We start from the raw sequence: 24115 nt of genomic DNA, 5'->3' as shown, positions 1-24115 counted from the left end.
AGAGCAGGCCATGAAAAGAGTCCTGATCGCCAACCGCGGTGCGATCGCGGCCCGGGCCGTCGACACCTTCCGCACGCTGGGATGGTCGCCGATCGCCGTCGTCGCCCTGTCGGACCCCCAGCGGTTCCACACGCTCGCCGCAGACGGGTGCGAGTACCTCGAGGGCGCCGGGCTCGCGGAGACGTACGACCACGTGGGCCGGATCGTCGAGGCGGCCCGGCGCTGCGGCGCCGACGCGGTCTACCCGGGCTACGGGGCTCTTGCGGAGGACCCGGAGCTGCCCCGGCAGCTCGCCGCGGCCGGGATCTCCTTCATCGGGCCGACGGCCGAGGTGCTCGCGGCGGCCCGCGACAAGGACCACGCGGTCGCCACCGCCGACCGGCTCGGCCTGCCCGTACTGCCGCACGCGACGGGGCACCGGCAGATAGCCGGGCTGGTCAAGGAGATCGGACTGCCCGTCATCCTCAAGCCGGTCACCGGCTGCGGCGGCCTCGGCGTGCGCATCGTGCAGACGGAGGCCGAGGCGGAGCAGGCACTCGCCCTGATCGCCCGGGACGAGGACGACGGCAGGGACGGGGGCTCGGGCGGGCACGCGGCCGCAGTCGGCGGCGAGGGCACCGACTGGTACGCCGAGCGGTACGTGGAGCAGGGGCGGGTGGTCGGGGTCACCGTCGCCGTCGACGACGCCGGGACCGTGCACCCGCTCGGCGAGCGGGAGAGCCTGCTGGTCGACGGCAGCATGAAACTGCTGGAGGCCTCCCCGGTCGAGGGCGTGGCGCCGGAGCTGCTGGAGCGGATGCGCAGGGACACGGCCCGGCTCGTCACCGGGATGGGGCTGCGGGGCGTGGCGACGGTCGAGTTCATCGTCGGCGCCCGCGGCCACTACTTCCTGGAGGTCAACGGCCGGCTGCCGCTGGCCTACCGGATGTGCGAGGCGCAGACCGGCCTGGACGTGGTGGCCCTCCAGATGGAGCTCGCGCAGGGCGCGGCGCCCGCCCCCGGCCGCATCCGCGTCGACCGGGACACGCACTGTCTGGAGGCCCGCCTGTTCATCGAGCCGGCGGCGGACGGGGCGCCCGGCCGGATCACCGCCCTGGAGCTGGTCCCCGAGCCGGGGGTGACGTACAACTGCGCCCTCGACGTGCGCAGGCCGGTCGTGCTCGACAACATCGTCACCCAGGTCCTGGCCTGCGGTGACAGCCGCGGCGCGACGGCCGGGGCGGTGCTCCGGGCCGTCGGGGGCAGCGGGGTTTCGGGGGTCGCGCACTGCGCGGAAGAGATAGCCGTGTGGCTGCGCGGTTCGGGACTGGTCCCGGAGCGTCTCGGCAGCCAGGCCTTGGGAGTCTGAATGAACAGCAACGATCCGTTCTCGACCGTCCGCCACCCCGTCGACCGCACCCTGGCGACGGCCGTCGCCGAGAGCGGGGAGGAGGACGTACGCGCGGACCGGTACCGGGAGTTCGGGGAGAGCATCCGGCAGTACGTGCGCCGCCACCTCGACGCCCGGCCCGGGTACTTCGTGCTCGGCGGCCTGGACCACCTCACCGAGGAGCAGGCGCGCCGGTTCACGGTGGCGGTCTCCCGGCTGGCCGGGGACCTGCTGCCGCAGGACGGTGCGGGGGCCCTGCTGCGGGACGTACGGGACCGGGGCGTGCGACTCGGCGAGGGGGCGACGGGCCGCTACTCGGACAGCCGGCAGGGCGGCAGCCTGCACACGGACGCGGCGCACCGGCCGGGGCGGCTTCCGGACATTTTCACGCTGTTCTGCTTCCGGCAGGCCTCCAGCGGCGGAGCGCTGGTCACGGTGCACGTGAGCGATCTGCTGGAGATCCTGCGGGCCCACCCCGAGGAGCTCGCGGCGCTGCGGCTGCCCGTCCACTTCGACACCCGGGACGACACCCCGGGGGTGCCGCTGACGACCGAGCGTCCCGTCCTGGAGTTCAGGGGCGGCCGGGAGCGGATGTACTACCTGCGGGACTACATCGAGATCGGGCACCGGCACCCGCACGTACCGCCGTTGACGCCCGAGCAGGTCAAGGCGCTGGACCTGCTGGACTCGCTGCTGGACCGGCGGGATCTGCAGACGCACGGGCGGCTGGCGCCCGGCGAGATGATCTTCATCGACAACCGGTCGATCGTGCACGGCCGGACCGCGTTCGACGACGAGGAGCCGGTCGACGGCGGCCGGCTGATGCTCCGCACCTGGATCGGGCTCCCGGAACACGGCGAGGGTGCCGCCGCGGCCGGGGCCGTCCTGTGACGCGGTTCGTCACCGCGCTCGAACGCTCCGGGCTGGCCGAGTTCCTGGCCGATTTCCCCGGGGACTCGGTGGACCGCCTCCAATGGGCCGCCGCCACCCGCGGCCTCGACGGGGAGCTGCGCGCCCTCGCCGGGTTCCTGCTGCTCGGGGAGCCCGTGGCGGCCGACCGGCTGCCGGCCGCCCTCGCGCAGGCGCTGCCCGCCCTGGTCGAGAGCGGGGTCGCCGTCCGGCGCGGGGACGAGGTCCGGCTGGTCGACGTCAGCCTGTTCCGCTCCGCGGGGGTGTGGCTCTTCGCGGAGCCGCCGAGCCCCTTCCCCGTGCGCCACTACTTCGGCCGGGACTCCGTCGCCCTGGCCCGCCGCACCGGCTGCCGGGCGGGGGACCGCGTCCTCGACCTCTGCTCCGGGCCGGGCTTCCAGGGACTGGTGGCCGCGCAGCGGGGGGCCGGGGCCACGCTGGTGGAGCTGCTGCCCGAGACGGCCGAAGTGGCCCGGCTCAACGCGGAGATCAACGGGATGGACGACCGGATCGAGGTCCTCGTCGGCGACCTGTACGGCCCGCTCCCGGCCGGGGTGGAGCCGTACGACCGCGTGATCGCCAACATCCCCTTCCTGCCGACCCTGTCGGCCCGCGGCGAGGAGGCCGCCCACGAAGGCGGCGAGGACGGGTTCGGCATCGGCCGCCGGGTCCTGGCCGGACTGCCCCGGCATCTGGGCGCGGGCGGGACGGCCCATCTGACCGGACTCCTCCTCCAGGCGGACCGGGAGCTCGTCATCGGCGGCGAACTGCGCGCCTGGGCCGCGGAGAACGGCTACGGCCTCACGGTCACGCTGACCGAGCGCATGGCGGTGGACGCCGACTCCGACCTCGTCCAGACGACCGTGTCGGACCACCTGGAGACCGACCCTCAGGCCGACCCCGGGGAACTCACCGCCGCCGCCGCCGGCATGTACGCCCGCCGCGGCGCGACGGCCGCCCGGCTCGCCTACCTGCGCATCGACGACGCAATGGCCGACTTTCGCATCCTCGACCGGGCGTCCGGGTGAAGCTGACCGGGACGACCAGCGCATCAGTTCATGATCGGGAAGGACGCACAGCGTGACGGCAGGGACGGACGGCGTGGCCGACGGTACGCAGGACCCGCGGGGCCCGGAGCTCGTCGAGCTCGCCTCGATACGCGACGCGGACGTCGACGAGTGGAACGCACTCGCCGGTGACGCCGCCCTCTACTCGAGCCACCGCTGGCTGCTCTACGGCGAGGAGCTGCACGACTCCGGCTCCCGCCACCTGGTCGCCTCCTCGGGCGGCTCGTACGTCGCCGGCCTGCCCACCCACCGCTTCACCGGGAAGGTCCCGCACTTCTACGATCCCGCCGTCCTGTTCCCCGGCGCCGCCGAGCCCGCCACGCCCGAGCGCCCGCTGCTCCTCGGCGGCACCCGCCTCGGCTACACCAGCGAGGTGATCGTCGCCCCGGGCACCGCCGGGCCGCTCGCCACGGCGGGCGTGCGCACCGTACTGGACCGCTTCCGCGCCCTGGGCGCCGCCGACGGCGCCCTGGCGGCCCTGCTCTACCTCACCGACGAGTCGGTGGAGCGGCTGCTGCCGCTGCTGGGCCCGCGGGACCAGGTGGTGATGATGGACGCGACCGCGGTCCTGCCCGTCGACCCCGACGGCCTGGAGGGGTACCGCAGGCGGTTCACCTCGCACCAGTTCACGTCCATCCGCCGGGAGATGCGCCGCTACACCGATGCCGGCTGCCGTACCGAGGTGAAGCGCCTCTCCGAATGCCACCAGTTGCTCGGCCCGCTCTCCGCGCAGGTGCTGATCCGCTACGGCCATCCCGTCACGGACGCGAGCGAGTCGGAGCGCTTCGCCCAGCAGGCCACGCTGTTCGACGACAACTGCCGGATCCTGGCGGCCTACCAGGGCGACCGGATGGTGGGCTTCACCCAGTACTTCTTCTGGGGGGACACGATGTACGCCCGCTCGCACGGGCTGGACGACTCCATCGCCCGCGAGGCCAAGCTGTACTTCAACCTCACCTACTACGAGGCCGTGCAGTACGCGGCGGCCCACGGCTACCGCTCCGTGGACCTGAGCTGCGACGCCTTCCAGGCCAAGGTGTCCCGGGCCGCCCGCCTCCGGCCCCTGTGGGGCGTCGTCCTCGACGCCCCGTGGACCGGGCCGGTCCTGGACCGCGTACGCGCCGAGGAGAAGGCACGCCGCGCGGAGTTCGCCTCCCACGATCCGGGGATCGAGTCGCGGGTGGCGCAGCTGGTGGACGCGCGCGGCCGGTAGGACCGCACCACCCGAAGACGGGCCCAGGCCGGCCGCGACGCTCACCCGGCCGGTCTGGGCTCCCGGTCCTTCTCCCGCAGGGCCCGGCCGCGTTCGGCGATCGCCGCCACCGGCGGCACCGCCGCCCCGGCCGTGACCATGATGGCGACGAGCGCGACCCACCCCAGCGGGCCCGCGCTCAGGCACAGCGCGTTCAGCACGGCCGGCGCCACGGCCCCGCCGATGCCGACCCCGACGGAGAACACGCCCTGGTACTCGCCCTGGGCGTGCTCGGGAGCCAGCCCGAACGACAGCGCGTACTCCCCCGCCGTGAACAGCATCTCCCCGAAGGTCAGCGCCGCCGTGCCGATCAGGATCAGCCCCATCGCCGCGTACATCGGCACGTGCGCGGCGGCGAAGACCAGCCCCATGGCCAGGGCGATGACCGGCCCGCTGCGCCGCATGGCCAGCGCACCGTCGCGGGGGGTCTCGACCCCCTTGGCGACCCTGGTCTGGAGCAGGACCACGAGCGCGCAGCTGAGCGCGAAGACCAGCGACACGGTCCAGCGCGGCGCGTCCGTGTACTCGGCGATCCACACCGGCATCAGCACGGTCATGAAGACGTCGAACATGACGAGGGTCCCCGCGAGCATGCTGACGGCGAGGAACGGACGGTCGGCCAGGGCGTAGCGCTGCGCGCCCCCCGGCTCCCTGGGCACCGGCGGCAGGTGCGGCAGCCGGGCCACCAGCAGCGCGGCGACGAGGTACGAGACGACGTCGGCACAGATCGCGATCACATAGGCGGTACGGGTGTCGGCCTGCAGCGCCAGCCCGCCGAGCAGCGAGCCGGAAACCATGGCGAGGTTCTGCAGGGAGTAGATCCGGGCCCGGTACGCGACCCGGTCCTCGCCGCCGACGTACGCGATCAGCGCCCCGCTGATCGCGGGGAACGCGCCGCGCCCCAGGGCGATCAGGGTGATCACCACGAGGAACCCGGGCATGCCCTCCACCAGCAGCAGTGCGCCCGCGGCGCCCGCCTGGGCGACCAGGCCGGCGATGCCCACCTCGCGCGGCCCGAACCGGTCGGCGAGCCGGCCGACGACGGGCCCGGCGACGAGGCCCGCCAGCCCGGCCGCCGTCAGCCCCATGACGACGTTGCCGGTGGACAGGCCCACGGAGCGGACGAAGAACAGGACTTGGAGGGGTGCCCAGCTGCCCGCCCCGAGGTAGCGGACGAACAGCGCGGCCGCCAGACCGCGCCGCAGGCCCTGCCCGTCGCGCAGCATCAGTGTCCGGCCGGGGCGTCGGCGCCCGCGGGACGGGGGTTGACCTCGACTCCCAGCTTGGGCGCGAGCAGCTTGCGCAGCTGCTGCGCCGCGGCCTCGGCGGTGTTCGCCCGTACGACGTCCCAGCCGCGCAGGGCCGCCCAGTCGAGCATGACCGCACGGGTGGCCGTCTGGTGCGCCAGGAAGCTCTCCGGCCGGCACTGCGGGTCGCGGCCGCATTCGTACGGGGTGATGTCGCTCTTCTTGCGGCGCAGCGCCTCCTCGGGCGTGACGTCGAAGAAGACGACGGTGTCCACCGGCGCCATGGCGTCCACGATCGCGTCCACGAGGGACTGGGGGCAGCCCGCCAGCAGTTCGGTGGCGGCGTGCTTGACCCAGTAGCCGTCGAGGACGACGAGGTCCGCCTCGGCGGCGCGGGCGCGTTCCGCGGCCAGGGTGTTGAGCCAGCCGAGGAAGAGCATCCGGGCCGGGTTGGGCATCTCGGCGATGCAGACGCGCAGTTCGTCGAGGCCGGTGCCGCGCAGGAAACGGGCCTGCGGTACCTCCGCCTCCTCGAAGACCTGCCACTTGCCCACGACGCGGAACGACAGGCCCTGGCTCTCGGCCCAGCTCCGCAGCCGCTTGACCTGCGTGCTCTTGCCCGCGCCGTCGGGTCCGTCCATCGCAACGATCACTGTTCATATCCCTTCGGAAGGTCCGCCACGGGCCGTCGCCGTACGGAAGTCATGCGGTGGTCCGGCCGGGTCCCTGACCGTCCCCGGCGGCCCGCGTCAGTAGGCGCCGAAGTACTCACGGTGTTCCCATACGGTGGTCTCGCCCGGCCCGGCGGGACCCGAGCCGGCCAGCCAGGCGCCGAACCGCGCCACCTCGCTGCGCTTGAGCTGCGCGAGGCAGTCGTGGAGCGGCTTGCCCAGCAGGTCCCGGGCCAGGGCGCTGCCCTCCATCGCGGCCACGGCCTCGGCCAGGTCGCGCGGCAGGGCCGCCTCCGTGGGGGCGTGCGGGTCCTGCGCGAGACCGCCCGGCCGCAGCCCGCGCTCGATGCCGTCGAGGCCCGCGGCGAGCTGCGAGCCGAGGTAGAGGTACGGGTTGGCGCAGGGCTCGCCGATCCGGTTCTCGAGGTGCGTGGACTCCTCGCCGGGGCCGCCGAGCACGCGGACCAGGGCTCCCCGGTTCTCGGCGCTCCACACGACCCGGTCCGGGGAGAGCGAGAACTGCTCGTCGAGCCGGCGGTACCCGTTGACGGTCGGGATGGCGAACAGCGCGATGTCCGCGGCGTGTTCGAGGAGCCCGGCGACGTAGCCGAGCCCCTCGTGCGACAGCAGGGCCGTGCCCTCCCGGGGTACGAAGGCGTTGCGGTCGGCGGCCGTGTCGAACAGCGACTGGTGCAGGTGCCAGCCGCTCGGGTCGAAGCGCTCCAGCCGGGGCAGCGCCATGAACGAGGCGTGGTGGCCGAGGCGGGCGCAGATCTGCTTGGCGACCGTACGGAAGAGCAGCATGGCGTCGGCGGCGTCGAGGCCGTTCATCGGGCTGAAGGTGAACTCCAGCTGGCCCGGCCCCGATTCGTGCTCGACGGTGCGCAGCGGCAGGCCGAGCTCGCGCAGGGCGCGCGCCAGCGGGGTGATGACGTGCATGAGGCCGTCGGTGAAGGTGTCGAGGTTGAACTGGTAGCCGCTGTTGACCGGTTCGACGGCGGGCGGTTCACCCTGCACGCCGAACCCGCCGACCGCCGCGGCGGCCGTGGCCGAGGCGGCCGCCGGGCCGTGCTCCCGGGCGCCGGCCAGCCGGGTCACGTACCACTCCACCTCCAGGCCGACGACGTAGCTCAGGCCGCGCTCGGCGGCCCGGGCGCACTGGCGGCGCAGCACGGCCCGGCTGGAGAGCGGGTGGGCGCTGCCGTCGCGCAGGTACTCGTCGGCGATGACCCAGCCGGTGGCCGCCTCGGTGTACGGCAGCACCTTGAAGGTGAGCGGGTCGGGGACGATCAGGAAGTCGCCGGCGCCGGTCAGTTCGGGGATGCCGATCCCGCCGCCGGGAGCGAAGAAGTCGACGCCCACGGCGTGGCCGGTGTCGAAGACGAACGGGCCGGGGCTCATGTCGATGCCGTTGCGCAGCGCCGTGCGGAAGGCGTCGACCGTGAGGGTCTTGGAGCGCATCAGCCCGTGCGGGTCGCCGAAGCCGACCCGGACGAACTCGAGGCCCGACAGGGTCTCCTCCAGGGCGTCCGCCGCGGACCGCTGCTCCGCGTTCCACAGGCCGTGCCGCTCGACGAAGCCGACGCTGCCGGTGGCGAAGCGGGCGTAGCGGCGCTCGCCGGCTTCCCGCGCGGTGGTGGGCTTCGTCATGTCGGTTCCCCTTCGGTTTCCGGGCGTGGTGCGGTGAGTGCTGCGTACTCGTGGTGCCAGGGGTGCGCCTGTTCCAGCTGGTACGCGGCGGCCAGGACCCGCAGGTCGTCATGGCGGCCGCCCACCAGTTGCAGGCCGACGGGCAGGCCCCCGGGCGAGCGGCCCGCCGGGACGGACACCGCGGGCTGGCCGGTCAGGTTGAACGTGTAGGCCTCGGGCGCCCACGCCAGCCAGGACAGGGCGCCCTTGCGGACCGGGTCCGGCGGCTCGTGGAGCTCGGCGGCGAACGGCTCGATGGCCACGGTCGGCATGGCCAGCAGGTCGTACCGCTCCATCAGGGCCTGGCTGCGGGCCCGCAGCACGGCCCGCGTCTCGTACGCCCTGGCCAGCCGGGCGGCGCTCAGCCCGCGCCCGTACCGGATGACCTCGAGCCGGCCCGGGTCGAGGCGGTCTGCGACCTCGTCCAGGTCGCGCGTGTGGGCAGCCGCCTCCCAGCCCGCCAGGATCGTCTCCAGCGCCGGGTACGGGTCCTCGAACGGCGGCGGGATCTCCTCGACCGTGTGCCCCCGGGCGGCCAGCGCCTCGACGGCACGCCGGGCGGCGGCCGCGATGCCGGGCTGCGGCGCGGGATCGCCCAGCGAGGGGATCCAGCCGATGCGCAGCCGCGGGAGCCGCCCGGCCGCGGCCTCGGGGTCCCCGGTCGGCTCGCCGGGCACCCCGAAGGACAGCGGATCGCCCGCGTCGTAGCCGGACATCACCTGCGTGAGCAGGGCCGCGTCGGCCACCGTCCGGGTCAGCGGCCCCAGGTGGGACAGCTCCTCCGGGCTCTGCGGGACGTACGGGATCCGGCCCAGCGAGGGCTTGAACCCGACGACCCCGCAGAACGACGCGGGGATGCGGATCGACCCGGCGCCGTCGGTGCCGGTGGCGCCCACGCCGATGCCCACGGCCACCGAGGCGGCCGCACCGGCGCTGGACCCGCCGGGCGTACGGGCGGGATCCCACGGATTGCGCGTCGGACCCTGCAGCCGGTTCACCCCGGCCGCGCTCCACCCGCCCTCGGTGGTGTTGGTCTTGCCGATGACCACGGCGCCCGCGGCCCGCAGCCGGGCCACGGCCGGTGCGTCCCGGCGGGGCACGGCGTCGGCGTGCAGCAGGGAGCCGCGGGTGGTCCGGACGCCCTCCGTCGGGGTCAGGTCCTTGACCGAGACGGGCATGCCGAGCAGCGGCCGGTCCGCCCAGACGGACTTCCCGTACCGGTGGAGCAGCCGGTCCGCGGCCTCGGCCTCGGCCGTGGCGCGCTCGCGGGCGAGGGTCAGGAACGCCCCGATCCGCGGCTCCCACCGGTCCAGCAGCGCGAAGGTGGCGGCCAGGTGCTCCGAGGGCAGCAGGCTGCCGTCCCCGTACGCCGCGCGGAGGCTGCGGATGTCGGCGTACTGCAGCTCAGGAGCCATGGAAGGCCCGGTACCAGCCGTTGTCGAAGTCGCCGACCTCCAGGCCCCGGTCGGCGGCCGCCTGGTGCAGCAGCGCCTGGATCCGGCCCGTCACCATGGCCGCCCGCAGGTGGTGCAGCTCGAACTCGGCGCCGGAGGTGCGCAGCAGCCGCAGGTCGTACAGGCCGGGACGGTACGCGCCCTCCAGCACGATGCCGAGCGGGACGCGCAGGGCGTGCCGGACGCCGAACGTGACGTGTCCGGTGTGGTGCTGGTCGGACCAGTTGGTGATGTCGGCCGTCATCGGCGCGAAGAACCAGTCGTCGCGGCCCGGGGACTCCTCGGTCCAGGACATGCTGTGCGGCAGGTAGTGCCAGGTGTTGTAGCGCATCCGCGCGCTGTACGCGGACAGGGTCCGGGCGAGTGCGGACCGGTCGTCGGCGAACTTCCGCGCGAAGGCGCCGCCGGGCGCGACGCAGCAGTAGAAGTCGCGGGTGGCCAGGGCTATCCGGTCCTCGGCCGGGTGGTCGCTGTGCAGCACGGCGACGCTCTTGGGGCCGCGGCCCATCACGACGTCGCAGTCCAGGGCGTCGGCCAGCGTCTCGAAGAACCGGTGGAGGAACCCCTCGTACGCGCTGGTGAACCCGGCGGGCGGGGCCAGCCGCAGGACGCGCTCCACGGCCTCCTCGGCGTACGCCCGCACCGTCTCGGGCGAGGCCGCGACGGGGAAGGGCCGGCCCGCGACGCCGGAGAGCAGGCCCGCCACCGGCGCCGGGAGCTCGTCCCAGCCCAGGGGCTCGGCCATGATCCGCTCCCGCTTGTGCAGGGAGGCGCCGTTGATCTCCCGGTAGAACACGGCGCCGCGGCGTAACAGCTCCGCCCGCCCGCCCGCGCAGGCGGCGGCCAGGGCGTCGAGCGCGGCGCCCGTCGGCTCGCCGGCGAGGTCCGGGAGCTCGGCCCCGTACGCCTCGATGCGCTCGCGGAGGAAGTCCGACAGCCGGTCCGGGGCCAGCTGTACGCCGTTGAACTCTTCGGCCCGGACCGGGGAACCCGAGCTGATGAGCGCGTACATGCACACGACGAAGGTGGCGTCCTCGGGGGACCAGTGCGCGGCCGGGGTCTCCCGGAGCGCGGTGAGCACGGACCCTTCGGCCCCCGGAGCCATCGAACGCCCGGGCAGATTGCTGAACTTGCCGAGGTTGCTGTAGAAGCGGTCGCCGACGTACAGCAGCACCGGGGCCATGTGGACCAGGGCGTGCGCGACGGCGTCGATCCGCTCGCGGACCGGCTCGGCGCCCTGCTGCGCGAGCCAGCGGTGGATCTCCTCGAACTGCAGCCGCTGGACGTCCTGGGCCAGGGTCCACAGCCGGCCCAGGGACTCCGGCCGGGACTGCCACTTGAGGGTGCCGAGCGGCTCGCCGTCCTCGCCGCCGGCGGGCTGCGTACCGGCCGGGACGACGCGCAGCCGCCCGGTCCCGGTCAGCACCAGCAGGTCCCCGGCGGCGCTGTCGGCGCCGGTGCCGGCTCCGGCGCGGGCCGGGCCATCGGCCCCGTCCCCGGCCTCGGGTCCGCCGGTCGGAGCGAAACCGGCCACCTGGGACTCGGCGATCTCCGTGTACACGCGCTCGCCGAGCCCCATGGCCGCTCGGCCGACCTGCTCGGGGACCATCCCGTCGAGGGTGGCCGCTATCCGTATCGCGTCGGCGGCCAGGCCGCAGGCACGCGCCCGCTCGGCGGCCGCCTTGACCTGGGCATCGAATCCGGGCGTCTTCAGCTGCATTGTCGTCACCTACGGAACGTCATTCGACGGCGGTTCGGGATCGGGGAAGGACGGCCGACCCCGCGGGGCCCGGGTTCAGCCGAGCGCATCGAGGGTCCATGCGGACTCGTGGCGGGTGAACCCGATGTGGGGGTAGTACGCGACGGCGGCCGGCGCCGAGAGCAGCACGAGCTTGGCCTGCGGCGCGGCCTCACGGGTGGCCCGGATCAGGTCCCGGCCCACGCCGCGCCGCTGGAACTCGGCGTCGACGGCGATGTCGCTCAGGTACGTGACGTACGAGCCGTCGGTGATCGAGCGCGCGATGCCGATGAGCCGGCCGTCGAGGCGCGCCGTGATCACGAGGTTGGCGCCGGCGAGCATCCGGGTGAACCGCTCGACGTCCTCGACGGGACGGCGTTCGCCGAGGGTGGACGCGCGGTACAGGGCGGTGACTTCGGTGACGTCGAGGCTGGCACCGACGACGGGCTCACACTTCCACATGGTCTTGCAGCTCCTTGCTCAGTTCGGTCAGTCGGGATTTCAGGTGGTCGCGGTTGCCGAGGAACCGCCGCGGGTCCATTTGCTCACCGGTGACGTCCACACCGCGGGAGCCGAGGCCCTCGGCGAGGCTCGTGCCGGTCTCCCACGCGTCGGTGGCCGCGGCCTGGACCAGCCGGTAGGCCTCCTCGCGGTCCCGGCCCCGGTCGACCAGGTCCAGGAACACCTCGGAGCTGTAGACCAGGCCCCGGGTGGCGTCGATGTTGCGCGCCATGCGCTCGGGGAACACCCGCAGCCCGCGCAGCAGCCCGGCGGCCGAGACGAGCTGGTAGTGGGCCACGGTCAGGCTGTCGGGCAGGATGACGCGCTCCACGGAGGAGTGCGCGAGGTCCCGCTCGTGCCACAGCGCGACGTTCTCGTAGGCCGCCCCGGCGTTGGAGCGCAGGATCCGGGCGAGGCCGCACAGCCGCTCGCTCGTCGTCGGGTTGCGCTTGTGGGGCATCGCGCTCGACCCCTGGTAGGCGCTGGTGCGCGGCTCGTCGACCTCCCCGACCTCGGTGCGCTGCAGCATCCGCATCTCGAGGGCGAACTGCTCGACGACGGCCCCCGTCACGGCGAGCGCGGACAGCAGCTCGGCATGCCGGTCGCGCGCCACCACCTGGGTCGGCATCGGCTCGACGCCGAGCCCGAGTTGCCCGCAGACCCGCTCCTCGACGTACGGGGAGATGTGCGCGTACGTGCCCACGGGCCCGGAGACGGTGCCCACGGCGACGGCGGCGCGGGCCGCGGTCAGCCGGCCGATGCTGCGGTGGAGGGCGAAGGCGTGCACGGCGAGCTTCTGGCCGAAGGTGGTGGGCTCGGCGTGGATGCCGTGGGTGCGGGCGATGCACACCGTGTCCCAGTGCTCCAGGGCGCGCTCCACGAGCAGTTCGGCGAACGTACGGGCGGCGTTCAGCACGAGGTCGCAACTGCGCGCCAGGATGTGTCCGAGAGAGGTGTCGACGAGGTCGTAGCTCGTCATCCCGTGGTGCACCCACCGGGCGGAGGCGGCCGGCATCGTCTCCGTGTAGGCCGCGAGGAACGCGAGGATCTCGTGGTCGCGGGTGAGCTCCAGCTCCCGGATGCGGGCGACGGCGGGGACGGGGGCGCGGCGGATGTCGTCCAGGCTGCCCTGGTCCACGACGCCCAGTTCGGCCTGGGCCGTGGTCGCGAGCACTTCGACGCGCGTCCAGGTCTCGTACTTGTGCTCCTCGGTCCAGAGCGCGGCCATCTCCGGAGTGGAATAGCGTTCGATCAAGGTCGGTTCTCCTCGGATCTCCCCGTGGGCCGGGGACCGAGGGGTGACGCACCTCGGGCGGCCGGGCGGGGGACGGGACGTGGGGGGTGTGGGGATCGTGCGGGGGCGGGTCGTGTCGTGGGGTCGTGGGGCTCAGGCGGTGAAGCCGAGCTCCGGTGGCAGGGCGGCAGCGGGAACGGCGGCTCCGGCTCCGGCGCGCACGGCCGGTCCGGGCCCGGGCGACGCGCTGGCCCGCAGCGGGACCAGCGCTCCGGCCGGCCTCGTGTACCAGGCGGCCAGTGCGTTCTGCACCGCGCCGTGCCGGCTCTGCATCGAGTCCACGTCGAACGTGAGCTCCCGCGCGTACAGCCGGACCAGCGGGTGGTACGAGAAGCGCACCCCGCTGCCCTGGACGAAGTCGGCGTCCAGCAGGTGCTGCGCGGTCAGCCGCTCGAGGGTCTCCTCCGCGCGGTCGTCCGGCAGGCCCAGCGCCGCCGCGGCCACCCGTACCGGGAACGAGGCCATCTCCAGCAGGCTGAGCAGCCGGAACGCCCTCCGCTCCGGGGCGTCCAGGGCGGCGTAGCCGACCGCCAGGCTCTCGCGGACGCCGAGGTCCCCGACCACCAGCTCGTCGAGCCTCCTGCGGTCCGACTCCAGCCGCCGGGCGAGCGTCTCCAGGCGCCAGTGCGGCCGCTCCAGCAGGCGCGCGCCGACGATCCGGATGGCCAGGGGCAGCCGCCCGCAGTACCGCACCAGGTCCTCCGCGGCCCCCTCCTCGGCCGCCACCCGCTCGCGGCCGACGATCCGGGCCAGGATCTCGCGGGACTCCTCCGCCGACAGCAGCCCGAGGCGTACGTGCCGGGTGCCGCCCAGGGTGGACAGCATCTCCAGGCTGGTCACCACGGCCGCACAGGTCGGCGAGGCCGGCAGCAGCGGCCGTACCTGGGCCTCGTCGCGCGCCCCGTCCAGCACGATCAGCACCCGCCGGTGGGAGAGCAGCCCCCGGTACAGGGCCACCAGGTCGGCGAACTCCGCGGGCACCGCGCCGGGGGCGACCCCGAGCGCGCGCACCAGCTCGCCGAGCACGTCGGCCGGCTCGCGGAAGCCCTCCCCGCGCTGGAGTTCGACGTACAGCTGGCCGTCGGGGAAGACGGGGCTGACGGCGTGGGCGACCCGGACCGCCATGGTGGTCTTGCCGACCCCGGCGGCCCCGTACAGGTTGAGCGTCTGCGGGACGGTGCGCTCCGCGCCGTCCCGGGAGACGTCCCGCAGCCGCTGGATCAGCTCCGCCTCGATGCCGGGCCGGGCGAATTCGGCGAGGCGCGGCGGGAGGGTGTACGGGGAGGCCGGACGCCCGGCGGCGCCGGCGACCCGGCGCGGGCCCCTGCCGCCACCGCCGTTGCCGCTCCCACTGCCGCCGCCGGCCGGGGCGCGCGGCGCCGGATCCGGCTCGCCGTCGGACCGGGCGGCGGGCCCGGCGAGGATCTGCCGGTGGGCGGCGCGGAGTTCCTCGCCGGGTTCCACGCCGAGTTCCTCCGACAGCAGGCGCCGGGCCTCCTGGTACGCGGCGAGGGCCTCGCCCTGCCGGCCCGCCTTGTACAGGGCCGTCATCAGCCGGCCCCACGCGCTTTCCCTGAAAGGGTGTTCGGATACGAGGGCCCTGAGCCGGGGCAGGACCTCGGCACAGCGCCCCACGGCCATTTCGGCGTCGGCCCAGCTTTCCGTGGCATTCAACCAGCGTTCGAGCAAGGCCGCCCCGTCACCCTGGTGGAGGTATTGCGAGGGGATGTCGACGAGCGGGGTGCCATTGGTCTGCTCCAACGCCGCCCGGAACAGCCCGGCGCGTTCGGCCGGTTCGGAGCTGAGTTCCGCCTTGTGCAGGAGGAGATTGAACCGGTCGAGGTCGAGCCGCTCGCCTTCGATCGCGATCGCGTAGCCGGAGGCCCGGCTGACGACAACGTCGGCGCCCAGCACCTTGCGCAGGCGGGCGATGTACCCCTGGAGCGTCTTGCGTGCGGTCAGCGGGGGTTCGCCGCCCCACAGCTGCTGGATGAGCTCCTCCGCGGTGAGGGTGCGGTTGGCGCGGAGCAGCAGGGCCGCCAGCACGACCCGGTGTTTCGCCTGAGGAATCTCTAATAACTCGCCGTTCCGCCGTACGGTCAGCGGACCGAATACATCGAACTGGAGATCGTCCAGCATGTGATGCCCCCGAAATTTCAAACCCACGGGCAAATGTGCAGGAGGCGGTCGCCCCTTGTGGAATTCAGCTCCGAGAATCGCCTTGCGCAATGTTCAGGACATCGTGCTGCGCGAGTTCCGTGAAGAGCTCGACGATGTCCTGCACCACGGATTCCTGATCGATCTCGTATTCCTCGGCGATCAGCGCGGCGATATCGCTCACGGTGCGCTTTCCGTCTATCTGCCGCCAGATGTGGGCGGCGGAGGCGGTCAGCTCGAAGAAGTGCTCGTACCCGCCGACCACCGTCGTGCCGCGGTGATTGCGGATCTTCACGTTCAGCGGGAGCGAGGCCACCGAACCGGGCCCCACCTGCAGGTTTTTATCGAGCGGAGTTTCGTCGAGCGGCATCAGACCGACACCTCCATGGAGATCCGCTGGCAGACGGCGATGGTCTCCTCGACCCACTTCTGCGGGTTGTCGGGGTCGAAGGAGCGCATCGTCTCGATGGCCCAGTACGCGTCGAACGGCAGCAGCCCGGGGTTGAGGATCTCCATGCGCCTGGCCCGCCACTTCGGCCACAGGCTGCCGAACTGGCCGAGGCTCGCCTGAAGCGCGTCGACGGAGTGGTTGAAGGCGTTCTTGGTCGCGATGACCGCGCTGTACAGGTCGCCCCTGGCGATCTGGCCGGCCGCGTCCTCGGTGTAACTGTCGGCCTGCTTGAGCGAGTTCACGATCAGCACCGACCGGTGGGCCGAGGCCGCGAGCCGCTCGCGGGTGGCCGTCAGCCAGGCGCCGTCATCGGCGGCGGCGGCGTACGGGAGCCGCTCCAGCATGGCGATCTCGTGGTAGCTCAGGGTGCGCCAGGTGCCCTGGTCGTCGGCGAACTGCTCCTGGGAGACCTTCGAGAGGACCTGCTCCAGCTGGGACGAGGTCCAGTACTCGATGTCCCATCGGCGGCCGTCCACGAACGTGCCCTCGTACTGGAGCGTGTTCGGTTCCAGAGCGACGTGGTTGGTCTCGTCGATCGTGCTGACCCAGACGTCCTTGGTGACCACGTGGACGTCGAGGTCGCTGGTGGGGTTGCCCCAGCCTCTGATCAAGGAGCCGCTCGCGAACACCGTCTCGTACTCGTCCGGGAGCAGGTTGCGGCTCCCTAACGCAGCGATTACCCCGGAGGTGTCATACGTCATGAGGCACGGCCCTTCCCCGTCTCGGCCCGCCTCGACCGAGATCATCGGCCGGCGGCGCGCTCTGGTTCCACTTGGGTCGCCGCCACGGAGTCCGAGCGGGCGGCGCACCTCGGAAAGGTGATCTCCGATCCCGAGGTCAATTCCGGCACACCCGAAAAATCGGCTGGCCATTTTTGGACTCTAGCAATGATCGTTAACGCCGCGGCAGTCCGAATGATGCGACGTCAGTCACATTACACAACTCTTGAACTTTTTTGCAGGTCAGCATATTGACGCTTCTTCAGCCGAGTCCAGAAGCAACTCGTGGCGAGAATTGGGCTTTACACAGCAGGTGTCGTGAGGTCTGTAAGGAGAACATCAGGAATGCGGAACGGGCCCGACGACCGGCCGCAATCCGCGGGCGCACGGTGGACACGGCTCCGCCCCGGCCGCTGCGGCGGCGCCGCGATGGGCCCCGCGCAGACGCGGGCGGCGCACGGACGCGCGCAGGTTCTCGCCACCGGTGGCGAGGATTCCGCGGCGAAATCAGCGGGCGACGCGGTCCCGGCCTACGTGTCGCTCCCGGATCCGGCGGCCAGGGCGGCGAGTTCGGCCCGGGTCAGCGCGAGGAACTCGGCCGAGGCCCGGACCTCCACCCCGCGTTCCTCCGCCACCGCCCGGAGGTGGTCGAGGACCGCCCCGACCGTGGGGAGGGAGCCGAGCGGGCGCAGCAGCCACAGGCGGCCCGGCGGCCGGTGCGGGAGGCCGAGCTCCGTGAGGACCTCCTCCGCCTCCCAGTCGAGGTCGTGCAGGTCGGGCTCGGCGAGCGGGACGGCCTCCACGGCGGTGATGTGCCCGTGGCCGTCCAGCCGGGTCTCCACCGCCCAGTGCGTGGAGCGGTCCGGGATCCAGGTCCGGGCCGCCGGGGGCCACACGTACGGGAGGAACACCCACAGCATGTCCTCGGGCGCGGGCTCCCAGCCGAGCACCTCCAGCTCCCGGACCTCGGGCAGCCGGTCCGGCTCCTGCTCGCTGCGGCCGGTGCGGCGCAGCGCGAGCGGGTGCGGTGTTCCGTCCTCGTCCCACGAGTCCCACGACATGCGCGCAGGCTACCGCCGGCGCGGGCGCGGGCCTACGACCGCCGGAAGTCGACCTCCGACGGCGGCTCCCCCGGCCAGTTCAGCCGGGCCGGCGCCGGCCGCGTCTCGGCGAGGACCCTCCCGTGCGAGACGACGTACCGCGGCCGGACCTGGCGGCGGAGCGCCTCGGCGGGGGTCTCGGCCGGCAGCAGCACGAAGGAGGCGGGCGCGCCCTCCGCGATGCCGTACTCCGCGCCGGACAGGCCCAGCACCCGCGCCGCACGCTCCGTCACCATCTCGAAGGCCACCGGGATCTCCTCCGCTCCCGTGAGCTGCGCCGCGTACAGCCCGACGAGGGCGGTCTGGAGCGGGTTGCCGGTGCCGAGCGCGTTCCACGGGTCCATCACGTCGTCGTGGCCGAAGGCCACGTTGACCCCGGCGGCCAGCATCTCCTTGACCTGGGTGAGGCCGCGCCTCCTGGGGTAGCCGTCGAAACGCCCCTGGAGGTTGAGGTTCGCGAACGGGTTGGAGACCAGGTTGATCCCGGAGCGCGACAGCAGCCGCTGGAGTTTGAAGCTGTACGCGCCGCCGTAGGAACCCATCGCCGTCGTGTGCGAGGCCGTCGCCCGCTCCCGCAGCCCGGTGCGCAGCGCGAGCGCGGCCAGCACCTCCACGAACCGGGACTGCTCGTCGTCGATCTCGTCGCAGTGGGCGTCCACGCGCAGCCCGCGCTCCTCGGCCACGGCGAAGGCGATGCCCAGCGACGCCACCCCGTCCTCCCGGGTGTCCTCGAAGTGCGGGATCGCCCCGACGACGTCGGCGCCCCGTGCGACCGCCTCGCGCAGCAGCACCTCGCCGTCCGGGAAGGAGACGATGCCCTCCTGCGGGAAGGCGACGATCTGCAGGGTCAGGAACTCCCGGACCCGGTCGCGGACCTCCAGCAGCGCGTCGAGCGCGGTGAGCCCGGGGTCGGTGACGTCGCAGTGCGTCCGTACGTGCAGCACCCCCTGGGCCGCCTGCCAGCGCAGCACCTCCGTGGCCCGGGCGACGACGTCCTCGCGGGTCAGGGTCTGCTTGCGCTCGCTCCAGCAGGCGATGCCCTCCCACAGCGTCCCGGAGGCGTTCGGGCGCGGCTCGCCCGCGGTCAGGGCCGTGTCCAGGTGGATGTGCGGCTCGACGAAGGGCGGCGACAGCAGTCCGCCGTGCGCCTCGATCAGCACGCCGGTGGCCGGCGGCTCCTTCTGGTCGTCGTACGGGACCACCCGCGCGATCCGGCCGTCCTCGGCGGCCTCGACGTCGTACAGGCCGTCGGTGTGCAGCAGCCGGGCGCCCCGGACGATCATCCGCATGCGGCCACCCTACGACCGTGGCCCGTGGTTTCCGGGGAAACCACAGGCCACGACCGGTGAATCGGCAACGGCGGCGGCTCAGCCGCGCTTGGCCTGGGCCTTCTGCTGCATGCCCCTCGTCTTCGCCGCGACGGACTGCACGTCTCTGACCGCGGCCTTGGCGCGCGCCTCGGCCGCCGTGTTCTTCGCCCGTTCGTGCGCGCGCTCCGCGGCCTGCGCGGTGCCGGTACGAGCCTTCCTGGCCATGATCACTCCTCCTCGGGACACGCCGGAGGGCCTACGCCCCCACTGTCCCTCCGTTCGCAGGAGGCGGCATCCGGGGCGGGGGGCCAGGGTCAGCCGCGCCCACCCTTACGGCGCTGCTCGCGCATCCGGTCTTCCTTCATGGCCTCCGTCTGGGCCAGTCGGACGTCCTCGATCAGCTGCGCCGGCTTCTGCGGGGTCCCGGACTCCGACGACCGAAGGTTCTCCTGAGTCGACTCCTTGCGCTGCTTCGCCATGATCGCTCCTCACTGGAAAACGGCTGGGTGGGACCCCGCCCACGCTGCCCCCTCCGGCCCTTCACGACCATCCGGCAGCGCCAATCGGGTTACATGGGGGGCATGACTGACAACACGGCCATGCCGGACTGGGAGAAGCGCTTCCGGGCGCCGCGCGTCGGGTTGCCCGACTGGGCCGAGGACGCACCGGACCGCTCGCTCTTCGTCTCGAACGCCACCGGGACCTACGAGCTCTACGCCTGGGACCGCGCCACCGGCACGCAGCGGCAGGCCACCGACCGCCCCAACGGGACCACCGACGGGACCCTCTCGCCCGACGGCGAGTGGATCTGGTGGTTCTCCGACACCGACGGCGACGAGTTCGGCACCTGGGTGCGCCAGCCCTTCGCGGGCGGCCCCGACGAGCCGGCCACCCCCGGGCTGGAGCCCTCGTACCCCGGCGGGCTCGCCATCGGGCGCGACGGGACCTCGGTCGTCGGCCGCTCCACCGACGAGGACGGCTCGACCATCCACGTGGTGCGGCCGGACGCCGCCGAGCCCGTGGTGATCTACCGGCACCGGGAGTCGGCCGGCGTCGGCGACCTCTCCCACGACGGCACCCTGATCGCGATCGAGCACACCGAGCACGGCGACGCCATGCACTCGGCCCTGCGCGTGGTCACCCTCGACGGCGCCACGGTCGCCGAGCTCGACGACTCCCGCGGCGGCACGGTGGAGCTGGGCCTGGAGGTGCTCGGCTTCGCGCCGGTCGCCGGCGACACCCGGCTGCTGGTCGGCCACCAGCGGCGCGGCCGCTGGGAGCCGATGGTCTGGGACGTGGCCACCGGCGCCGAGCAGGACCTGGCGATCGGGCTGCCGGGCGACGTGAGCGCCGAGTGGTACCCGGACGGCTCCGCACTGCTGATCGCGCACAGCTTCGAGGCGCGCAGCGAGCTCTGGCGCTACGACCTGGCCGCACAGGAGCTCGCCCGGGTGGACACCCCGCCCGGCACGGTCTCGGGCGCGACGGCCCGGCCCGACGGCACGGTCGAGTACCAGTGGTCCTCGGCGGCCGAGCCCGCTTCCGTACGGTCCACCGCGGGCGGGATCGTCCTGGACCCGCCGGGGTTCCGGGCACCCGGCTCGGTGCCGGTGGAGGACGTGTGGGTGGACGGCCCCGGTGGGCGGATCCACGCGCTGGCGCAGCGGCCCGTGGGCCACGGCGACGGCCCCTTCCCGACGATCTTCGAGGTGCACGGCGGGCCCACCCACCACGACAGCGACTCCTTCGCGGCGACCCCGGCGGCCTGGCTGGACCACGGCTTCGCGGTGGTCCGGGTCAACTACCGGGGCTCGACGGGCTACGGCCGCGAGTGGACCGACGCCCTCAAGCACCGCGTCGGCCTGATCGAGCTCGAGGACATCACGGCCGTCCGGGAGTGGGCGGTGGCCTCCGGCCTCGCCGACCCGGCGCGCCTGGTGCTCTCCGGCGGTTCCTGGGGCGGCTACCTGGCCCTGCTGGGCCTGGGCATGCAGCCCGAGGCCTGGGCCGTGGGGCTGGCCGCCGTACCCGTCGCCGACTACGTCACGGCGTACCACGACGAGATGGAGGCGCTGAAGTCCCTGGACCGCACCCTCTTCGGCGGCACGCCGGAGGAGGTCCCGGAGCGCTTCGAGGCGTCCTCCCCGCTCACGTACGTCGACGCGGTGAAGGCCCCGGTCCACATCGCGGCGGGCCTCAACGACCCGCGCTGCCCGATCCGGCAGATCGAGAACTACGTCGACCGGCTGGCGGCGCGCGGGGCGGTGCACGAGGTGTACCGGTACGACGCCGGCCACGGCTCGCTCGTCGTGGAGGAGCGGATCAAGCAGGTCCGGATGGAGCTGGAGTTCGTGCAGAAGCACCTGCCGCAGTAAGGCGTGACCCGGCCCCGGCCCCGGTGATCCGGTGCACCCCCCGTACGGTGGTGGGGTGCACCGGTTTCTCCTGACCCCGCGGTGGTGGGGGATCAACGTCTTCGTCGCGCTCGCCGTCCCCGTCTGCCTGTTCATGGGGACCTGGCAGCTCGGCCGGTTCGAGGACCGCGTCGACAGCCACAAGGAGGCGGCCGGGGCACGCCCCGCCGACCAGGTGGCCGCGCCGCTGGACTCCCTGCTCCCGGTGGACAAGAAGACCTCCGGACGGCTCGCCTCCGTCTCCGGCGAGTACGCCGACCAGCTGCTGGTCCCCGAGCGCCGGCTCGACGGGAAGGCCGGCTTCTACGTGCTGACCCTGCTGCGGACCGACACCGGCAAGGCCGTCCCCGTGGTCCGGGGCTGGCTGCCGGGCACGGCGGACGCGGCCCGGGCTCCGGCCGCACCGGCCGGGCGGGTCGAGGTGACGGGCGCGCTCCAGGCGTCGGAGAGCGCCGGCAGCAAGGGCGTGTACGCCTCGGGCGGACTCCCGGCCGGGCAGCTCGGGGTGATCGGGGCGGCCTCGCTGGTCAACCTCGTGCCGTACGGGCTGTACGACGCCTGGCTGACGGTGCAGACCCCGGCGGACGGGCTGACCCCCGTGCCCGCGCAGGCTCCGAGCAACACCGGGCTCGACCTGAAGGCCTTCCAGAACCTCGGCTACACCGGCGAGTGGTTCGTCTTCGCCGCCTTCGTGCTGTTCATGTGGTTCCGGCTCTACCGGCGCGAGGTGGAGACCCTGCGCGACGCCGAGGCGGGGCTGCTGCCGGAGCCTGCCGACCGTTCGACGGAGCCCGCCCCCGCTACGGCTTCGGCGCGTCCAGCGGAATGACGCCCGTCCGGTAGACCGTCCCCCCGCACGCCGCGGGAATCGTCGTCTGCGTGGTCGGCGCCCCCGGCAGCGCCGTGTTCGGCGTGTGGGTCACCTCCACCCCGGTGTCCGGGGCGGTACCGCCGGTGTCCGGCGCCGGGCCGGCCGCGGCGGCGGCGTCCGAGGCGCGCTGTCCGGTGTCCTGGGCGCCGTCCACCGGGGGCTTGGGGCCCGGGTCGGGCGAGGCCGCCGGGCAGGACTGCGCCGAGGGCACCCACGCGAAGCGGACCTCGTACGCCGTGTGCGGCTGGAGCAGCAGCAGCGGCGTCTCCGCCGACGGGTCGGGCAGCCCGGCCGCCGGATCCCCCGCCGTGTGGCCGACCACGCTGACCCCCGAGTCCTGGCCGGGCGCGGAGGCCGTCACCGAGGCCGCGGTCACGGTGTCCGGGCCGATGACGGTGCAGCCGCGCGGCGAGACGTTGGTGACCTTGAAGCTGCCGTACACCTTGCCGTCGGCCTCCGGGGCCTTGGCGCTGCCCTGCACGCCGAGCTGCTCCGCGCTGCACCCGGGCAGTCCGGTCGCCGCCGCCGGGGGCATCGGGCCGGTGCCGGCCGAGGCGCCCGCCGAGGCGCCCGCGGTGGCCGGGCCGTCCGTACCGCCGCCGGTCGGGGACCCGCCGTACTCCTGGTCCTGGTGCACGCCGGCGCCCGTCTCCACGCCCTTGCCGGCGGCCCCGGCGGACTTGGAGGGGGAACCCGGGCCGTTCTGGTGCGGGTCGGAGGTGCTGCCGGCCGCCGTGGCGCCGGGCTCCTCGCCGTGCCCGGCCATGGCGGAGTGGCCGGCCGCGCCGCCCTCGGCACCGGTGATGTGCAGGTGCAGCGCCGCCGGGATCGCCGTCCCGGCCAGCAGCACGGCCGCCGCCGCCCCGACGAGGGCCTGCCGCTTGCGGGTCCTGCGCACGGGGACGGCGTACCGCAGCCGCTCGAGCGCGCCCTCGGAGGGCTCCAGTGCCTCGACGGCCCCGCGCAGCAGGCTCCGCAGCGCCTGCTCCTCGCCCGCCCCGGCCGGCGGAGTGTGGTCGTCCCTCATGACTGCGCAGCCTCCATCGCCACCCGCAGCGCGGCAATGCCCCGCGATCCGTACGCCTTGACCGAGCCGAGCGAGACGCCGAGCGTCTCCGCGACCTGGGCCTCCGTCATGTCCGCGAAGTACCGCAGCACCAGCACCTCGCGCTGACGCCGCTGGAGTCCGCGCATCGCCTTGATGAGATCGTCCCGTTCCAGCTGGTCGTACGCGCCCTCTTCGGCACTGGCCATGTCCGGCATCGGCTTCGAGAGCAGCTTGAGGCCGAGGATGCGGCGGCGCAGCGCGGAGCGCGAGAGGTTGACGACGGTCTGGCGCAGATACGCCAGTGTCTTGTCCCGATCGCGAACCCGGTTGCGGGCCGAGTGGACGCGGATGAACGCCTCCTGGACGACGTCCTCGCAGGAGGCGGTGTCGTCGAGGAGCAGCGCGGCCAGGCCGAGCAGCGAGCGGTAGTGGGCCTGGTAGGTCTCGGTGAGGTGGTCGACCGTGGTGCCGGCGACGACGGCCGGCTCGGCGACGGCCGGCTCGGCAGCGACCGCCGCGGCAGCGGCCTGCTCGGTGGCGGCGGACGCCTCCTCCCCGCTCCCCGCGGCCTCCGCGCTATCGCGGGGCGCGGGCACGCGGCCGCCCCGGGTCGGTACGGCGGGGGGTGCGGCGAGCGGCGGCACCGCGGACTGCGGGACGGGAACGATCACCGGGTGGCCACCGGACGCGGGCACACGGAAAGGCCGGCGCGGCGCACTGATTGCGCTGCGCGCCGGTACGACGGCGAAGTCGAGAAGTGCCTCTGCCACGCCGGTTGGACACGCGTCCCCCCACCAGGGTTGTACGCGCGAGGCAGCCTCACCAGCAAAATCCCTCTTGCCCTCATGCGTACC

The 24115-nt window shown here is 73.7% G+C and carries 22 protein-coding genes; 6 read left to right on the top strand and 16 right to left on the bottom strand.

Features of this window, described 5'->3' with window-relative positions; translation table 11 throughout:
• Positions 1–10 precede the first annotated feature (10 nt).
• From IF09_RS0124790 to IF09_RS0124775, 4 genes are read left to right on the top strand one after another with little or no spacing between them, the layout of a single operon-like run.
• The gene (locus IF09_RS0124790) at positions 11–1348 is read left to right on the top strand and encodes a biotin carboxylase N-terminal domain-containing protein (RefSeq protein WP_030299264.1); all 1338 of its coding nucleotides are present in this window, start codon (positions 11–13) and stop codon (positions 1346–1348) included.
• Entirely contained in the window at positions 1349–2260 is a 912-nt protein-coding gene (locus IF09_RS41925; protein WP_051832841.1) for a TauD/TfdA family dioxygenase, read from the top strand.
• A complete protein-coding gene (locus IF09_RS41920) occupies positions 2257–3306 on the top strand; it encodes a methyltransferase (protein ID WP_030299261.1) in 1050 nt (349 codons plus the stop codon). The genes IF09_RS41925 and IF09_RS41920 overlap by 4 nt, the downstream gene beginning before the upstream one ends.
• A gap of 52 nt (positions 3307–3358) precedes the next feature.
• Positions 3359–4558, top strand: a complete 1200-nt coding sequence (locus IF09_RS0124775) for a GNAT family N-acetyltransferase (RefSeq protein WP_030299259.1) — start codon at positions 3359–3361, stop codon at positions 4556–4558.
• A 41-nt stretch (positions 4559–4599) separates the two neighbouring features.
• Here the strand turns inward: IF09_RS0124775 and IF09_RS45765 are convergent, their stop codons facing one another.
• The 14 genes from IF09_RS45765 to IF09_RS45750 form a co-directional block, all read right to left on the bottom strand.
• On the bottom strand, positions 4600–5823 hold the full coding sequence (locus IF09_RS45765) for an MFS transporter (RefSeq protein WP_051832840.1): 1224 nt from the start codon (positions 5821–5823) through the stop codon (positions 4600–4602).
• Complete coding sequence (locus IF09_RS45760; protein WP_051832839.1) at positions 5823–6485, bottom strand: hypothetical protein; 663 nt, start codon at positions 6483–6485, stop codon at positions 5823–5825. The genes IF09_RS45765 and IF09_RS45760 overlap by 1 nt, the downstream gene beginning before the upstream one ends.
• Positions 6486–6593: 108 nt before the next feature.
• Positions 6594–8165: a glutamine synthetase family protein gene (locus IF09_RS0124760; RefSeq protein WP_078613427.1), complete on the bottom strand. Its 1572-nt coding sequence runs from the start codon at positions 8163–8165 to the stop codon at positions 6594–6596.
• Complete coding sequence (locus IF09_RS0124755; protein ID WP_063607420.1) at positions 8162–9619, bottom strand: amidase; 1458 nt, start codon at positions 9617–9619, stop codon at positions 8162–8164. Before IF09_RS0124755 ends, IF09_RS0124760 begins: the two co-directional genes overlap by 4 nt.
• Positions 9609–11387, bottom strand: a complete 1779-nt coding sequence (locus IF09_RS0124750) for a hypothetical protein (RefSeq protein WP_158710038.1) — start codon at positions 11385–11387, stop codon at positions 9609–9611. Before IF09_RS0124750 ends, IF09_RS0124755 begins: the two co-directional genes overlap by 11 nt.
• A 66-nt stretch (positions 11388–11453) precedes the next feature.
• The gene (locus IF09_RS0124745; RefSeq protein ID WP_030299240.1) at positions 11454–11858 is read right to left on the bottom strand and encodes a GNAT family N-acetyltransferase; all 405 of its coding nucleotides are present in this window, start codon (positions 11856–11858) and stop codon (positions 11454–11456) included.
• On the bottom strand, positions 11845–13152 hold the full coding sequence (purB, locus tag IF09_RS0124740) for an adenylosuccinate lyase (protein ID WP_078613426.1): 1308 nt from the start codon (positions 13150–13152) through the stop codon (positions 11845–11847). Before purB ends, IF09_RS0124745 begins: the two co-directional genes overlap by 14 nt.
• Before the next feature lie 132 nt (positions 13153–13284).
• The gene (locus tag IF09_RS0124735) at positions 13285–15330 is read right to left on the bottom strand and encodes an AfsR/SARP family transcriptional regulator (RefSeq protein ID WP_078613425.1); all 2046 of its coding nucleotides are present in this window, start codon (positions 15328–15330) and stop codon (positions 13285–13287) included.
• A 64-nt stretch (positions 15331–15394) separates the two neighbouring features.
• Positions 15395–15718 (bottom strand): PqqD family protein, encoded by a 324-nt coding sequence (locus IF09_RS0124730; protein ID WP_030299237.1) that lies wholly within the window; start codon positions 15716–15718, stop codon positions 15395–15397.
• Positions 15718–16500, bottom strand: coding sequence for a hypothetical protein (locus tag IF09_RS0124725; protein WP_158710037.1), 783 nt, complete (start codon positions 16498–16500; stop codon positions 15718–15720). Before IF09_RS0124725 ends, IF09_RS0124730 begins: the two co-directional genes overlap by 1 nt.
• Positions 16501–17048: 548 nt before the next feature.
• Entirely contained in the window at positions 17049–17579 is a 531-nt protein-coding gene (locus IF09_RS0124720) for a DUF5956 family protein (protein WP_051832837.1), read from the bottom strand.
• Positions 17580–17611: 32 nt separating this feature from the next.
• Positions 17612–18907: a cytosine deaminase gene (gene codA / locus IF09_RS0124715; protein ID WP_037635880.1), complete on the bottom strand. Its 1296-nt coding sequence runs from the start codon at positions 18905–18907 to the stop codon at positions 17612–17614.
• A gap of 78 nt (positions 18908–18985) precedes the next feature.
• The gene (locus tag IF09_RS45755; protein WP_158710036.1) at positions 18986–19153 is read right to left on the bottom strand and encodes a hypothetical protein; all 168 of its coding nucleotides are present in this window, start codon (positions 19151–19153) and stop codon (positions 18986–18988) included.
• 89 nt (positions 19154–19242) lie between these two features.
• Positions 19243–19407, bottom strand: coding sequence for a hypothetical protein (locus tag IF09_RS45750; RefSeq protein ID WP_158710035.1), 165 nt, complete (start codon positions 19405–19407; stop codon positions 19243–19245).
• Positions 19408–19500: 93 nt separating this feature from the next.
• On the opposite strand from IF09_RS45750, the gene IF09_RS0124700 reads away from it, so the two are divergent.
• Entirely contained in the window at positions 19501–21303 is a 1803-nt protein-coding gene (locus IF09_RS0124700; protein ID WP_030299229.1) for a prolyl oligopeptidase family serine peptidase, read from the top strand.
• A 55-nt stretch (positions 21304–21358) separates the two neighbouring features.
• Positions 21359–22171, top strand: coding sequence for an SURF1 family protein (locus IF09_RS0124695; protein WP_030299228.1), 813 nt, complete (start codon positions 21359–21361; stop codon positions 22169–22171).
• On the opposite strand, the gene IF09_RS0124690 is transcribed toward IF09_RS0124695, so the two are convergent.
• Together IF09_RS0124690 and IF09_RS0124685 are read right to left on the bottom strand one after the other, a co-directional pair.
• The gene (locus IF09_RS0124690) at positions 22143–23240 is read right to left on the bottom strand and encodes a hypothetical protein (RefSeq protein ID WP_030299227.1); all 1098 of its coding nucleotides are present in this window, start codon (positions 23238–23240) and stop codon (positions 22143–22145) included. The two genes, IF09_RS0124695 and IF09_RS0124690, sit on opposite strands and share 29 nt — an antisense overlap.
• Complete coding sequence (locus IF09_RS0124685) at positions 23237–24031, bottom strand: SigE family RNA polymerase sigma factor (RefSeq protein ID WP_078613423.1); 795 nt, start codon at positions 24029–24031, stop codon at positions 23237–23239. Before IF09_RS0124685 ends, IF09_RS0124690 begins: the two co-directional genes overlap by 4 nt.
• Between the last annotated feature and the right edge of the window lie 84 nt (positions 24032–24115).

The organism is Streptomyces katrae (assembly GCF_000717655.1).
Classification (GTDB): domain Bacteria; phylum Actinomycetota; class Actinomycetes; order Streptomycetales; family Streptomycetaceae; genus Streptomyces; species Streptomyces katrae_B.
This window is presented reverse-complemented; position numbering and strand designations above follow the sequence as displayed.